Below are 14,862 nucleotides of genomic sequence, written 5' to 3'. Positions count from 1 at the left end.
CCTTATTCGTTCACAACGCCTGCGCGAGGCAGTGAGTCAGGGACAGAGGTCGACTGGCGAACGACGGTAATCAGCAGCGTTAACATCACCGCACTGATCGCCGCAGGCACAGCGATAATGAAAAACAGAGTGTCGAAAGAGAAATTCATCGCCATCATCACGCCGCCAGAAAGCGAACCGACAATCGCACCGCAGCGGCCGACGGCGTTTGACCAGCTCACGCCCGTGGCGCGGCTTTGCGTTGGGTAGAGCGTGGCGGTCAGCGCGTTCAGCCCCACTTGCGATCCGCTGATGCCAATGCCAGTGCCAAAGACAGCCAGTGCCATCAGCCATAATCCGTCCTGGCTTAGGCCAATCATCACGATGCATACAACGCCTAGGGCATAGCTCACAGCCAACACGCGGAAAGGATTGAATTTATCCATTAGTACGCCCAGAGCCAGCGCGCCCAACGTGCCGCCAATCTGGAATGCGGCGGTGACCCAGGACGCATGTTGCAGGTCGATACCACGATGGTTAAGCAGCGTCGGCATCCAGCTTGAGAGCAGGTAAATGATCAGCAGGCTCATAAAGAAAACGACCCACAGCATCAACGTGATGGTTAACTGACGCCCGGCAAACAACTGGCGAATGCTGCCTTTGGCAATAGCTGCTGGTTCATTGAGATAAAAGTGGGTATCGACATAACGCTCGCGAGTCATGGCACTCACGGTTTTTGCAATTACCGCCTGCGGTAACTGGCGGCGCACCTGCCAGCGAGGCGATTCCGGCAAAACCACCAGCAGCGCGACAAATAAAATCAGCGGTAATACGCCTCCCAGCACCAGAATGCCGTGCCAGCCAATCACCGGCACCAGTTGTGCGCTGACAATCCCGCCAAAGGCTGACCCCAGCGTGAAACCGCAAAACATCAGCGTTACCAGCGCGCCGCGACGACGAGCTGGCAGATATTCCGACGTCATGGTGATGGTATTCGGCATTGCGCCGCCAAGCCCTAACCCAGTGAGAAAGCGCAGGATTACCAGTGTTTGCAGATCTGGTGAAAAAGCAGAGGCAAGACTTAGCGCACCAAATAAAAAGACGCACAACTCAATGACCCGTTTGCGCCCAAAGCGATCGGACAACGGGCCGCAAAGCAGTGCGCCTGCGGTTAATCCCAACAGACCCGCACCAAACAGCGGCGCGAGATCGCCTGCGGAGAGTTGCCAGTGAGTACGAATATCGGGAGCGATAAAGCCGATAGCCGCCGTGTCAAAACCATCGAGCATTACCACCAGAAAACAGCAGATGATAACGCGCCACTGCATCTTGCCGACCGGAGCGGCATCGATCAGTGCTTGTAAATCACGTCGTTGAGTCATAGTGAATGCCTCAGTGCAGGTAAGGTAGATGTTTCTATTGTTTTGTATATGTTGCGACATTGTAATTAAAGAGATGAAATGTACAATGGCATTTTCGGCAGAGAGATAACCTGGAGGTTATGGCAAATGGCAAACTGGGCGCAGAAATTAAAACTTCATCACCTGCAAATGCTGGTGGCGCTGGGCGAACAAGGCAATCTGACCCATGTAGCGCGGATGATGAATATCACCCAGCCTGCGCTGTCGAAATGGCTGTCACAACTCGAAGATGAGATCGGCCTCACACTCTTTGAGCGGCACAGCAAAGGGCTACGTCCAACCGAAGGCGGCAAATTGTTACTGCAACATGCTCAACGGTTAATCAACGACATGGAGCGATCGCAGCATGAACTGGCGCGCTTTAAACAAGGCGGACTGGTCGGCAGTCTGAAAATAGGTTGTTCTCCTGTCGCCACTGACTGCGTATCCCAGGCGATTTTGCATTTGCTACAAGAGATGCCGACGCTGCACCTGAATATCGAAGAGAAGGTGATGACGCCATTACTGCAAGACCTGCTGGCAGGTTCTGTGGATGTAGTGGTTGGTCGTATTGGTGGTCGTGCGCTGCAACTGCCGCTGAATTATCAGGTGCTCTACACCGAGCCTGTGTGCTTTGTCGCTCGCCCGAACCATCCACTGGCGAAATATGCCACTCTTGGCTGGAATGATCTGGCTAACTGGCGCTGGATAGTCTGGCCGACCGGGACACCTATTCGTCTCAGTATTGATAATGCGCTGGTAGAACATGGCGTGATGCTGCCAGAAAACACTATTGAATCGGCATCAATGAACGTCAGCACCAACCTGCTACAAAGCAGCGACATGATTTCTATACTCTCTTTACGTCTGGCGCAACGCTATGCCAGTCAGGGGCAACTGGTGATCCTGAATCTGCCGAAGATAGAACAGAAAGGCAGCGTCGGCGTGTTCTGGCGTAATAACGAAACGCCCTCCCGTGCGCTAAGTCGGTTTCTGCACTTTTTGAACCAGAATTAGACCTCTGAATTGGGCGCTTGCCCGATCTCCGTCTCCTGTAATTCAACTATGCTCAGATTTCATGATGTGATCGGTAGCACGTTTTACAGATTAATTGTATGATGAATCCATCTCATCTGGGGTGTTGATCATGAGTAAGACACTGAACATTATCTGGCAATATTTACGCGCTTTTGTCCTTATTTATGCCTGCCTGTATGCAGGCATTTTCATTGCTTCCCTGCTACCGGTAACCATTCCGGGCAGCATCATCGGGATGCTGATCCTCTTTGTCCTGCTGGCCTTGCAAATTCTTCCGGCGAAGTGGGTCAATCCGGGGTGCTACGTACTGATTCGCTATATGGCGCTATTGTTTGTGCCGATTGGCGTAGGCGTTATGCAATATTTTGATTTGCTACGCGCACAGTTTGGCCCGGTAGTGGTTTCCTGTGCCATTAGTACGCTGGTAGTTTTTCTGGTGGTGAGCTGGAGTTCGCACCTGGTACACGGTGAACGTAAAGTCATAGGTCAGAAAGGATCAGAGAAATGATGGCGAATATCTGGTGGTCATTACCGCTGACATTGATTGTCTTTTTTGCCGCCCGCAAACTGGCAGCGCGGTATAAATTTCCATTGCTCAACCCGTTGCTGGTGGCAATGGTGGTGATCATTCCTTTTTTAATGCTGACCGGTATCTCTTACGACAGCTATTTTAAAGGGAGTGAGGTTTTAAACGATCTGCTGCAACCGGCGGTGGTGGCGCTGGCCTATCCTTTATATGAACAGCTGCATCAGATCCGCGCGCGCTGGAAGTCGATCATCACCATTTGCTTTATCGGCAGCGTGGTCGCGATGGTGACAGGCACGTCCGTGGCATTGCTGATGGGCGCTTCACCGGAAATCGCCGCGTCAATCCTGCCGAAATCGGTGACTACGCCAATTGCGATGGCGGTTGGCGGCAGTATTGGCGGTATCCCTGCAATTAGCGCAGTTTGCGTCATTTTCGTCGGTATTCTGGGCGCGGTGTTTGGTCATACATTGCTTAATGCGATGCGTATTCGCACCAAAGCGGCGCGCGGTCTGGCGATGGGGACGGCCTCACACGCCCTCGGTACGGCACGCTGTGCCGAGCTGGATTATCAGGAAGGCGCATTTAGTTCGCTGGCACTGGTGCTGTGCGGGATTATTACCTCGCTGATCGCACCGTTCCTTTTCCCGATAATTCTGGCTGTAATGGGCTAAAATTTTGCGATGCGTCGCGCATTTTTGATGTAAGTTTCACGCGTTGCATAATTAATGAGATTCAGATCACATATAAAGGCATAACGGGTTCGTAAACTGTTATTCCATTACATGATTATGAGGCAACGCCATGCATCCACGTTTTCAAACTGCTTTTGCCCAACTTGCGGATAACTTGCAATCTGCACTGGAACCCATTCTGGCAGACAAGTATTTTCCCGCGTTGTTGACCAAAGAGCAGGTCTCTTCGCTGAAGAGCGCAACGGGGCTGGACGAAGACGCGCTGGCTTTCGCACTGCTGCCGCTGGCGGCGGCCTGTGCCCGCACGCCATTGTCGAATTTTAATGTTGGCGCTATTGCGCGCGGCGTGAGTGGAACCTGGTATTTTGGTGCCAATATGGAATTTATTGGCGCGACAATGCAGCAAACCGTTCATGCCGAACAAAGTGCTATCAGCCACGCCTGGTTGAGCGGTGAGAAAGCACTCGCCGCTATCACCGTTAACTACACGCCTTGCGGTCACTGCCGTCAGTTTATGAATGAACTGAATAGCGGTCTGGATCTGCGTATTCATCTACCGGGTCGCGAAGCGCACGCGCTGCGTGACTATCTGCCGGATGCTTTTGGGCCGAAAGATCTGGAGATTAAAACGCTGCTGATGGATGAGCAGGATCACGGCTTTGCACTGACCGGCGATGCGCTTTCTCAGGCGGCAATTGCAGCGGCAAACCGTTCACACATGCCTTACAGCAAGTCCCCAAGCGGCGTGGCGCTGGAATGTAAAGACGGTCGTATTTTCAGCGGCAGCTACGCTGAAAACGCGGCGTTCAACCCGACTCTGCCGCCATTACAAGGAGCGTTAATTCTGTTGAATCTCAAGGGTTATGACTACCCGGATATTCAGCGCGCGATTCTGGCAGAAAAAGCCGATGCGCCGTTGATTCAGTGGGATGCAACCTCCGCAACGCTGAAAGCTCTCGGCTGCAACAATATCGACCACGTTCTTCTCGCTTAAGCCTGGTGCCGGATGCGGCGTGAACGCCTTGTCCGGCCTACAGGTCTGGCACACTGATAAGCGTCGCATCAGGCTTGCCAACTTATCCTGGTGTCGAAAATCCCGGCAAACAGTTTGCCGTTTCTTGCGCAAAGCCCGCAGGTAAAGTAGCCTGATTGAAATTCCCCAAGATCGAGTTTTCTGCATGTTAAAGCGCGTGTTTTACAGCCTGTTAGTCCTGATCGGCTTGCTGCTGTTGACTGTGCTCGGCCTCGATCGCTGGATGAGCTGGAAAACTGCGCCTTATATCTACGACGAGTTACAGGATCTCCCCTACCGCCAGGTCGGCGTGGTACTTGGCACCGCGAAGTATTATCGCACCGGGGTAATTAATCAGTATTACCGCTACCGTATTCAGGGCGCAATAAATGCCTATAACAGCGGTAAGGTGAATTATCTATTACTTAGCGGCGATAACGCGTTGCAGAGTTATAACGAACCGATGACCATGCGCAAAGATTTAATTGCCGCTGGTGTTGATCCGGCTGATATTGTTCTCGACTACGCAGGTTTTCGAACCCTCGACTCTATCGTACGCACGCGCAAAGTGTTCGATACTAACGACTTCATTATTATCACTCAGCGTTTCCACTGTGAGCGGGCATTATTTATCGCTCTGCATATGGGTATTCAGGCGCAGTGTTATGCCGTACCATCACCCAAAGATATGTGGTCGGTACGTATTCGTGAATTTGCCGCTCGTTTCGGCGCTCTGGCTGATCTTTATATCTTTAAACGTGAGCCACGCTTTTTAGGTCCGCTGGTTCCAATTCCGGCAATGCACCAGGTGCCGGAAGATGCGCAGGGGTATCCGGCCGTTACCCCCGAACAATTACTTGAATTAGAAAAGAAACAAGGAAAGTAGTTATGGATGTTCAGCAGTTTTTTGTCATTGCCGTTTTTTTCCTGATCCCTGTATTTTGTTTTCGCGAAGCCTGGAAAGGCTGGCGTGCTGGCGCAATTGATAAACGGGTTAAAAATTCCCTGGAACCGGTGTATGTCTGGCGTGACAAAAATCCCGGACTCTTCTTCGCTTATATAGTGGCATATAGCGGCTTCGGACTTTTATCCATCGGCATGATTATTTATCTTATTTTTTACCGATAATATTATTTCTTCCTCTTGTTTATTATTGAGAATAATTATTAGTTCACCCACAGGCTGCGGATATAACATTCTGAACCGCAGCTATTTGTGAATCTTTTCACAGTTTAAATTCCCCCGCACGCTTAGCCTTAATATTAGTACGTTATATTTACCCAAAATAATTTGAGTTGCAGAAAGGTGCGATGTCGCAGCACATGCCACTTGAAGTATTGCGGGTAAAACAGGCGTTCGCCTTAATTACCCATAGCATTAAGGAAGATCACATGCCGCAACAAAATTATCTGGATGAACTCACTCCGGCTTTTACGCCTTTACTGGCGATTAAAGAAGCCTCCCGCTGTTTATTATGTCACGACGCGCCCTGCAGCCAGGCTTGCCCGGCGCAAACCGATCCGGGGAAATTTATTCGCTCAATCTATTTTCGTAATTTTAAAGGTGCTGCCGAGACAATTCGCGAAAATAATGCCCTTGGTGCCGTTTGCGCCAGAGTGTGCCCTACGGAAAAATTATGCCAGAGCGGTTGTACCCGTGCGGGTGTCGATGACCCCATTGATATTGGTCGCTTACAACGTTTTGTTACTGATTTTGAACAACAAACCGGAATGGAGATTTATCAACCGGGCAGCAAGACGCGCGGTAAAGTCGCGATTATTGGTGCAGGCCCAGCCGGATTACAAGCCAGCGTGACGCTGACCAATCTGGGTTACGACGTCACAATTTATGAAAAAGGAGCGCAACCCGGTGGCTGGTTGTGTAACGGTATTCCGCAATTTCGTTTGCCGCAGTCGGTGCTGGATGCGGAAATCGCTCGCATCGAAAAAATGGGTGTAGCCATTAAGTGCAACTGTGAAATTGGCAAAACGCTTTCGCTGGAACAACTGAAAGCAGAAAACCGCGCAGTGCTGGTCACCGTGGGGTTATCGAGCGGTTCTCGGCTGCCGCTGTTTGAGCATAGCGACGTTGAGATCGCCGTCGATTTCCTGCAACGCGCGCGTCAGGCACAAGGCGATATCAGCATCCCGCAAAGCGCATTAATTATTGGCGGCGGCGATGTCGCGATGGACGTTGCCAGCACGCTGAAAGTTCTCGGCTGCCAGGCGGTGACCTGTGTAGCGCGCGAAGAGTTAGATGAATTTCCGGCAAGCAAGAAAGAGTTCACCAGCGCCCAGAAATTGGGGGTATCGATTATTGATGGCTTTACGCCAGTGGCGGTAGAGGGCAATAAAGTTACCTTTAAACATGTTCGTTTGCCGGGCGAACTGACAATGGCAGCGGACAAAATTATTCTCGCCGTCGGTCAACATGCCGAACTTACCGCTTTTGCGGCGCTGGAGCCGAAGCGCAACATCATCGAAACGAAAAATTACCAGACTCGCGACCCACAACTGTTTGCCGCTGGCGATATTGTTGAGGGCGACAAAACCGTGGTTTATGCCGTGAAGACCGGGAAAGAAGCCGCCGAGGCGATTCATCACTATTTAGAGGGAGCTTGCTCATGTTAACGAAAGATCTTTCTATTACCTTTTGCGGCGTGAAGTTTCCCAACCCGTTCTGCCTCTCTTCTTCGCCGGTAGGCAACTGCTACGAGATGTGCGCCAAAGCCTACGACACCGGCTGGGGCGGCGTGGTGTTCAAAACGATCGGCTTTTTTATCGCTAACGAAGTTTCGCCTCGTTTTGATCATCTGGTGAAAGAAGATACCGGTTTTATTGGCTTCAAAAACATGGAGCAGATTGCCGAACATCCCCTGGAGGAAAATCTGGCCGCTCTGCGTCGGTTGAAAGAAGATTACCCTGACAAGGTGCTGATCGCCTCGATCATGGGGGAAAATGAGCAACAATGGGAGGATCTGGCGCGTCTGGTGCAAAAAGCAGGCGCCGATATGATCGAATGTAATTTCTCCTGCCCGCAGATGACCTCTCATGCGATGGGGAGCGATGTCGGGCAAAGTCCGGAACTGGTAGAAAAATATTGTCGTGCGGTGAAACGCGGTTCCACGCTGCCAATGCTGGCGAAGATGACGCCGAATATCGGTGATATGTGCGAAGTGGCGCTGGCGGCGAAACGCGGCGGCGCAGATGGCATTGCGGCGATTAACACCGTCAAATCCATCACCAATATCGATCTGAATCAGAAAATTGGTATGCCGATCGTCAACGGTAAATCGAGTATTTCCGGTTATTCCGGTAAAGCGGTGAAACCAATCGCCCTGCGCTTTATTCAGCAAATGCGTACCCATCCGGAACTGCGTGATTTCCCGATTAGCGGTATCGGTGGTATTGAGACCTGGGAAGATGCAGCGGAGTTTTTATTACTCGGTGCGGCAACGTTACAGGTGACCACAGGCATCATGCAGTACGGTTATCGCATTGTGGAAGATATGGCGAGCGGGTTGTCGCATTATCTTGCCGATCAGGGGTTTGATTCATTGCAGGAGATGGTTGGCCTGGCGAATCATAATATTGTCCCGGCGGAAGATTTAGACCGCAGTTATATCGTCTATCCCCATATTAATCTTGATAAATGTGTCGGCTGTGGGCGCTGTTATATTTCCTGCTACGACGGTGGGCATCAGGCGATGGAATGGGATGATAAATCGCGCACGCCGCACTGTAATACCGAGAAGTGCGTCGGTTGTCTGCTTTGCGGTCATGTCTGTCCGGTGGGTTGTATTGATCTCGGGGAAGTGAAGTTTAAGAAAGGAGAAAAAGAACACCCGGTAACGTTGTAGAACCAGAGACGCATCCGGCATTTGGCTCCTGTCGCCGGATGCGGCGTGAACGCCTTATCCGGCCTACAAAACAACACAAATCATGATGTTATGTGCATTTATGACCGAATGCGAGCCACATTCATATCACTTCTTACGCGCGTATTTCAGTGAATCCAGCGCCACGGCGAAGATAATAATCGCCCCTTTGATGATGTACTGCCAGTATGGGTTTACGCCGATGTACGTCAGGCCATAGTTGATGACCGTAAAGATAATTACCCCGGTCACCACGCCAATCACCGTCCCCACACCGCCGCTGAACGATACGCCGCCCACCACGCACGCCGCGATAGCATCCAGCTCATACATAAAGCCGAGGTTGTTAGTCGCTGAGCCGATACGTCCGGCTTCTAACATTCCGCCGAAGGCATAGAACACACCAGACAGCGCATAAATCATCAGCAGATTCAGGCCGACGTTGACACCAGAAACCTTCGCCGCTTCCGGGTTACCGCCGATAGCAAAAATGTTCTTACCGAAGCGGGTTTTGTTCCACAGTACCCAAACGAACGCCACGGCAATCAGCGCGTAGAAGGTGATGTAAGAGAGCCGGAAACTCCCCAATGCAATAAAGCCCTGGGCAAAGGTGGAGAAACCGCTATCAAAACCGGAAATCGGTGACGCACCCACAAAATCGTAATAGAGCGAGTTAATGCCGTAGACGATAATCATCGTGCCGAGCGTGGTAATGAACGGCGTCACGTTGAGATAAGCGATAATCAGCCCGTTGATTAAACCGATAACCGCACCAATGGCACAGACAATCAGAATAACCAGCGCAATCGGCATCGTCGCCATTTCCGGGAACACTTTGTTGGCGTTTTCCATCGACTGCAATAACGTCGCTGCCACCACCGCTGCCAGCCCTACCTGGCGCCCGGCAGAAAGGTCGGTTCCCTGGGTGACAATTAACCCTGCCACGCCAAGCGCGATAATAATACGTACCGATGACTGGGTAAGAATATTACTTAAGTTCAACAGACTTAAAAAAGTAGGATCCTGGAAAATTATAATCGCCAGCAAAACTAAAAGAACGACGTAAATACCGCCCTCTTTCAGGTAAGTAAGAAAACTTTTCTTATTTAACGCACTCATGGGAAGCCCCTAATCTTAAAGGTGCAAAGACGCAAGACGCAGAATTTCGTTTTGCGTTGTTGTTTTTGTATCGACAATTCCGGAAACGAGACCATTGCTCATCACCAGAATACGGTCTGTTATCCCTAACAACTCTGGCATTTCTGAGGAGATAATAATAATCCCCTTGCCTTTCTTCGCCAGTTCAGCAATTAACTGATAAATTTCAAACTTCGCCCCGACATCAATACCGCGCGTCGGTTCATCGAGCATTAATATTTCTGGTTGCGTTAGCAGCCAGCGACCAATAATCACCTTTTGCTGATTACCGCCGGAGAGCGAACCAATTTGTGTTCGATGCCCCGGCGTTTTTACCCGCATTGAATCAATAACCCACTGGGTATCGCTTTTCATCCGCGAGTTATCCAGTAACCCAACTTTATTTTTGTAGTTGCGAATATTGGAAATTAACGAGTTAAAACCAATATCCAGATAGGCATAAATTCCCGTCGAGCGGCGCTCTTCGGTCACCAGTGCAAATCCGTGGTTAATAGCTTCGTTGGCGTTATGGTTATTGATCTTTTTGCCGTGCAACGTAATGGTGCCAGCCGATTTCTCGCGAATACCAAATAACGTCTCAACGATATCAGTACGTTTCGCTCCCACCAGACCGGCAATACCGAGGATCTCCCCTTTGTGCAGATCAAACGAAACATCGCGGATGGAAGGCTGGCGCAGCGACGTCAGGTTACGCACTTCCAGAATCACTTCGCCTGGCGTGTTTTGTTTGTCCGGGAAACGCTGGTTAAGAGAACGCCCAACCATCATGGCGATGATCTTGTCCATCGTCAGCCCTGCCAGCGGTTCGGTGGCGATCCACTGACCGTCACGCAATACGGTGACTTCATCACATAACTGGAAAATTTCTTCCATTTTATGCGAGATATAAACAATACCGCAGCCGCGCTCTTTTAATTTACGAATAATAGTGAACAGATGATTGACCTCTTTTTCGGTTAACGAAGAAGTCGGCTCATCCATAATCACGATTTTCGCGTTATAGGAAAACGCTTTGGCGATTTCGATCATTTGCATTTGCGAAACAGATAATGTCCCAACCCGCGCACGCGGATCGATATCAATATCCAGTTCATCAAAAATCGCTTTGGTTTCACGGTACATTTTGTCCTGATCGACAAACATGCCTTTGGTGGGATATCGCCCCAGCCACATGTTGTCCATCACCGACCGTTGTAATACCAGATTTAACTCCTGGTGTACCATCGAAATACCATTTTCCAGTGCTTCTTTGGCAGAATGAAAATCGATCTCTTTACCCTGGAATAAAATGGTGCCGGAGTCTTTTTGATAAATACCAAACAGGCATTTTAATAATGTCGATTTTCCTGCGCCGTTTTCTCCCATTAATGCATGGATAGAATGTGGCCGGACTTTTAAATTAACGTTATCAAGTGCCTTAACACCGGGAAAGGACTTGTTGATACCGCTCATTTCCAACAAGTATTCCCCGGAAGACGAAGCCGTTGAGCTGACCATATAATTTTACCTTGTTGGCCATACAATAAGGGCGCAGTAAACGACTGCGCCCAATCAGTCTTATTTCTTGCTAAATTCAGCCAGGTTGTCTTTATCTACGCCAACATAAGGAACGCGGACAACTTTATTGTCGATTTTCCAGTTGGTGCCATCAGCCGCACCTTTGCCATCGGCCAGGTTTTTCGCCAGATCAAAGGTCGCTTTCGCCTGGTTGTTAGCATCGTTCAGCACCGTGCCCGCCAGTGCACCGGATTTCACCAGTGCCAGAGCTTCTGGCAGCGCATCGACGCCAAACACCGGAATGCTGGACTTGTTGTGCGCTTTCAGTGCTTCTACTGCGCCCATTGCCATCGCATCGTTGTTGGCAATAACCACTTCGATTTTGTTGGCGTTCGGGCCAGACAGCCAGGCGTCCATCTTATCTTTCGCCTGAGCGGTGTCCCACATTGCGGTATCTAACTGTAACTGTTCCGTTTTGATGCCTTTGTCGTTCAGTTCTTTAATCACGTAGGTGGTACGCGCTTCTGCATCCGGATGGCCCGGTTCACCTTTCAGCAGTACGAACTGAATCTGACCATCTTTGTTGAGATCCCAACCCTGATTCGCCGCCCAGTGTTTAGCAATCAAATCGCCCTGAATAATGCCGGACTCTTTCGAGTCGGTGCCAACGTAGTAGGCTTTGTCGTAGCTATCCAGCGCCTTACGGGAAGGCTCTTTGTTGAAGAAAACGATTGGTACGTTTTGTCCGCGCGCTTTCTCAATCACTGTACCCGCAGCAGCCGGGTCAACCAGGTTGATTGCCAGCGCCTTCACCCCTTTCGCCAACAGCACGTCAATCTGATCGTTCTGCTTGGACTGGTCATTCTGCGAATCATTCATCAGCAACTGGACGTCTGGCGCGGCTTTCGCATCTTGTTCGATAGCCTTACGCACCACGGACATAAAGTTATCGTCATATTTATAAATCGTCACACCAATACGGGTATCAGCAGCGTGTGCAGCGGCACCGAATAACATGCTGGCCATCACAGCAGACAGGGTTAACACCTTCTTATTCATGGTATCTCCGGTTTTTCTTATGCAGGGTAGTGCTTGAGATAAATGCTCGGCGGGGCAGTATAGTTAATGAAGTGTTACTGAACGCCGAAGCTCACGTTTTAAAATTCGTTCTTCCATGCCCGGTAACGCTCCAGAAAACGGCTTTAATTGTTATTATGACGCTATAGCCTCGATAAAAGTGATTATTCACTGTTACATATAGGTTACAACGTTAAAACGGTGCAATCATAGCTATCGCATTGTTAAGATACTGTGAAATCACTCACAGATTGAAAGCGGTTACATCGCCTGATTTGTTGAGTTAGTGATCGCCGCCGCATTCTGGCGTGTTGCGACAGAATGCCGACGCACTAACGTCGGCATAAAACAGTGGCTGGCTCGCGGATCAATGTTGCCTGCTGCGCCCTGCAAGGCCAGTTCAGTAGCTAATTTTGCCATCGAAGCAATGGGATAACGCACGGTCGTTAATTGCGGGTCGGTGTAACGGGCAATGGGGATATCATCGAAACCGATGATGGAGAGATGTAACGGAATTGCAATGCCATTATCTTTTAATGCCGTCAGTGCGCCAGCGGCCATATTGTCGTTATAAGCAAACACAGCAGTAAGTTGCAGATTGCGTCCCAGTAGCTCGACCATTGCCGCCTCACCGCCGGGCATGTCCGGCGTGCCGGTGCCAATCCAGCTTTCCGGCGGAACAATATCCTGCTCTTTCAGCGCACTCATCCAGCCTGCTTTGCGCATTGCGTCATCTTCAATGCCGTGGCTGGAAGAAAGATAACCGATGCGTTGATGCCCGTTATTCAGCAACATGCGCGTCGCCATTCGGGCACCGCTGAGATTATCCAGGCAAACGCAACGATGAGCGTAACCCGGTACAACGCGGTTAATCAGCACCATACCGGGAATGTTGTCCATAAACTGCGCCAGTTCGTCGTCGCTTAACGCTTTTGAATGAACAATCAACGCATTACAACGCTGGCGAATTAACACCTCGATGGCGTGACGCTCTTTTTCCGCTTCATGATAGCTGTTGCCAATCAATACATATTTCTGATGTTGTTGGGCGACGAGATCGACGGCTTTCACCAGTGCGCCGAAAAATGCATCAGAAACGTCCATCACCACCACGCCAACGGTATCGCTCACCTGGGTTGCCAGCGCCTGGGCATTGGCGTTTGGTCGGTAATCCAGTTCACTCACGGCTTTCATTACCGCTTCACGCGTGTCCGCACTCACCAGAGTACTGTTATTGAGCACCCGGGAAACCGTTGCCACAGAGACGCCAGCCTGACGCGCTACATCACGAATGGTGATCATATTCACTACCTGTTGTGAGATTGCAGTAGTTTACTGCTTGCTGGCGGCTATTTTGTCAGCACTGAATACAGGACTTCGTGAATCGAGTCACAGCAATGGAAACGGTTACAGCCGTTTTGTTAATGAATGTGATCGAGATCGTTATCTTGATGTTTTAGACAATGCCGGTCCGGCAGCACGGAGGGTTAGCTGACGCCATAGCCATTCTACCGGCCCCTGGCGGAAGTAACGTAGCCAGATAACAGAGAAGAGGATATTCGCCAGCCATACCGGAATAACAAACGCCAGCAATTCCAGACGGTCAAACTGCATAAACAAACCGAGATGATAAAACAGCGTGGTACAAATTAGCGTTTGTAACAGGTAGTTGGTCAGCGCCATCCGTCCGACGCAGGCGATCGCCAGCACCAGCTTAAAACGGCTTAATTGTGGCCAGTAGCCGAACAGCAACGACGCATAACCCATCGCCTGAAATGGCGCACTCAGTTCACGCGGCATCTGAAGTAAGAAGGCGCACCAGCGATACGCCCAGTCCAGCCGCCATTGTAGTGCGATAGCAGGAAGGTTAATCATCAGCCCAATCGCCACCAGCACAAAACCGGTACGGCGATAGTGGCGCAAGCTGTACTGCCCTTTCAGCCAACCGCTACGCATCAATGCCGCGCCAATTAGCATCATCCCCGCCAGTTGCCAGCCATACTGCGCACCCAGTGCCAGTAAACTGTTCCCTACTCCATCGGCACGGTTACTGATGGCTTCCACGCCGCCGTGAAGTTTCCAGTATTTTTCATACAAAATGGCAGACGCATCCGGCGTCCAGGCGCGACTGGTCTGGCTGTCAGAAATCAACCCCAGCAGCAGCAAAACGCCAAGCCCTACCAGATACAACATGACGCCGGTATTAAACAGGCTTTTTACCGATGGCGCATCGCGCACCAGCCGCCAGCTGATTAAGCCCACCAGCCCGTAAGCCAGCAGAATATCGCCGTCCCAGAATAACAATCCGTGAATAAAGCCCAACAAAACTAACAGGGTGAGCCGCGACTGGATCCAGCGTCTGCCACGGGGAAGCAACATTTGCAGTCCCGCACCAAACAGCAGCGCAAAAAGCGTGAGGAATTTCACCTGGCCGATGAGATCGAGAAATGCCCATGTCCAGGCATCTTGCGACGTAATAGCGCCGTACCAGGCGGGATTGAGATAAGCCGCCTTTGGGAGTCCAAAGGCGCTGATGTTTAATAGCAGGATCCCCAGAATGGCGACGCCGCGAACAAAATCGAGCGTGACGTTGCGCTCCATGG

General features: G+C 50.6%; 14 protein-coding genes. 8 read left to right on the top strand and 6 right to left on the bottom strand.

What is annotated here, in order from left to right; genetic code table 11:
* Positions 1–2: 2 nt before the first annotated feature.
* The gene (gene mhbT / locus BEG40_RS04925) at positions 3–1,361 is read right to left on the bottom strand and encodes a 3-hydroxybenzoate transporter MhbT (RefSeq protein ID WP_105284988.1); all 1,359 of its coding nucleotides are present in this window, start codon (positions 1,359–1,361) and stop codon (positions 3–5) included.
* A 126-nt stretch (positions 1,362–1,487) separates the two neighbouring features.
* Between mhbT and BEG40_RS04920 the strand changes: the two genes are divergently transcribed.
* The 8 genes from BEG40_RS04920 to preA all read left to right on the top strand — a co-directional run bounded on the left by BEG40_RS04920 (position 1,488) and on the right by preA (position 8,509).
* Complete coding sequence (locus BEG40_RS04920) at positions 1,488–2,396, top strand: LysR substrate-binding domain-containing protein (protein ID WP_016231819.1); 909 nt, start codon at positions 1,488–1,490, stop codon at positions 2,394–2,396.
* A 130-nt stretch (positions 2,397–2,526) separates the two neighbouring features.
* Entirely contained in the window at positions 2,527–2,925 is a 399-nt protein-coding gene (locus tag BEG40_RS04915; protein WP_001516704.1) for a CidA/LrgA family protein, read from the top strand.
* Entirely contained in the window at positions 2,922–3,617 is a 696-nt protein-coding gene (locus tag BEG40_RS04910) for a CidB/LrgB family autolysis modulator (RefSeq protein ID WP_000968208.1), read from the top strand. Before BEG40_RS04915 ends, BEG40_RS04910 begins: the two co-directional genes overlap by 4 nt.
* 130 nt (positions 3,618–3,747) lie before the next feature.
* Positions 3,748–4,632 carry a cytidine deaminase gene (gene cdd, locus BEG40_RS04905; RefSeq protein ID WP_105284987.1) on the top strand — a complete coding sequence of 295 codons (885 nt, stop codon included), beginning with the start codon at positions 3,748–3,750 and terminating at the stop codon, positions 4,630–4,632.
* A 184-nt stretch (positions 4,633–4,816) separates the two neighbouring features.
* Positions 4,817–5,536, top strand: coding sequence for an outer membrane permeability protein SanA (gene sanA, locus BEG40_RS04900; RefSeq protein ID WP_000920075.1), 720 nt, complete (start codon positions 4,817–4,819; stop codon positions 5,534–5,536).
* 2 nt (positions 5,537–5,538) lie between these two features.
* Positions 5,539–5,778 carry a DUF2542 family protein gene (locus tag BEG40_RS04895; protein ID WP_000383083.1) on the top strand — a complete coding sequence of 80 codons (240 nt, stop codon included), beginning with the start codon at positions 5,539–5,541 and terminating at the stop codon, positions 5,776–5,778.
* A gap of 263 nt (positions 5,779–6,041) precedes the next feature.
* The gene (locus BEG40_RS04890) at positions 6,042–7,280 is read left to right on the top strand and encodes an NAD(P)-dependent oxidoreductase (protein ID WP_105285005.1); all 1,239 of its coding nucleotides are present in this window, start codon (positions 6,042–6,044) and stop codon (positions 7,278–7,280) included.
* Positions 7,274–8,509, top strand: a complete 1,236-nt coding sequence (gene preA / locus BEG40_RS04885) for an NAD-dependent dihydropyrimidine dehydrogenase subunit PreA (protein WP_000956050.1) — start codon at positions 7,274–7,276, stop codon at positions 8,507–8,509. The genes BEG40_RS04890 and preA overlap by 7 nt, the downstream gene beginning before the upstream one ends.
* A gap of 126 nt (positions 8,510–8,635) precedes the next feature.
* Here preA and mglC read toward each other — a convergent pair whose 3' ends face one another.
* The 5 genes from mglC to yeiB form a co-directional block, all read right to left on the bottom strand.
* Positions 8,636–9,646, bottom strand: a complete 1,011-nt coding sequence (gene mglC, locus BEG40_RS04880) for a galactose/methyl galactoside ABC transporter permease MglC (RefSeq protein WP_001275121.1) — start codon at positions 9,644–9,646, stop codon at positions 8,636–8,638.
* A gap of 15 nt (positions 9,647–9,661) precedes the next feature.
* On the bottom strand, positions 9,662–11,182 hold the full coding sequence (gene mglA, locus BEG40_RS04875) for a galactose/methyl galactoside ABC transporter ATP-binding protein MglA (protein WP_000255012.1): 1,521 nt from the start codon (positions 11,180–11,182) through the stop codon (positions 9,662–9,664).
* A gap of 60 nt (positions 11,183–11,242) precedes the next feature.
* A complete protein-coding gene (gene mglB / locus BEG40_RS04870) occupies positions 11,243–12,241 on the bottom strand; it encodes a galactose/glucose ABC transporter substrate-binding protein MglB (protein ID WP_001036961.1) in 999 nt (332 codons plus the stop codon).
* A gap of 279 nt (positions 12,242–12,520) precedes the next feature.
* Positions 12,521–13,561 carry an HTH-type transcriptional regulator GalS gene (gene galS / locus BEG40_RS04865; RefSeq protein ID WP_000628678.1) on the bottom strand — a complete coding sequence of 347 codons (1,041 nt, stop codon included), beginning with the start codon at positions 13,559–13,561 and terminating at the stop codon, positions 12,521–12,523.
* Between the two features lie 141 nt (positions 13,562–13,702).
* Entirely contained in the window at positions 13,703–14,860 is a 1,158-nt protein-coding gene (yeiB, locus tag BEG40_RS04855; protein ID WP_016158621.1) for a DUF418 domain-containing protein YeiB, read from the bottom strand.
* Positions 14,861–14,862 lie beyond the last annotated feature (2 nt).

Source organism: Escherichia sp. MOD1-EC5495 (assembly GCF_002965965.1).
Lineage (GTDB): Bacteria > Pseudomonadota > Gammaproteobacteria > Enterobacterales > Enterobacteriaceae > Escherichia > Escherichia ruysiae.
The sequence above is the reverse complement of the archived record's forward strand: the minus strand, read 5'-3'. Positions and strand labels throughout refer to the sequence as shown.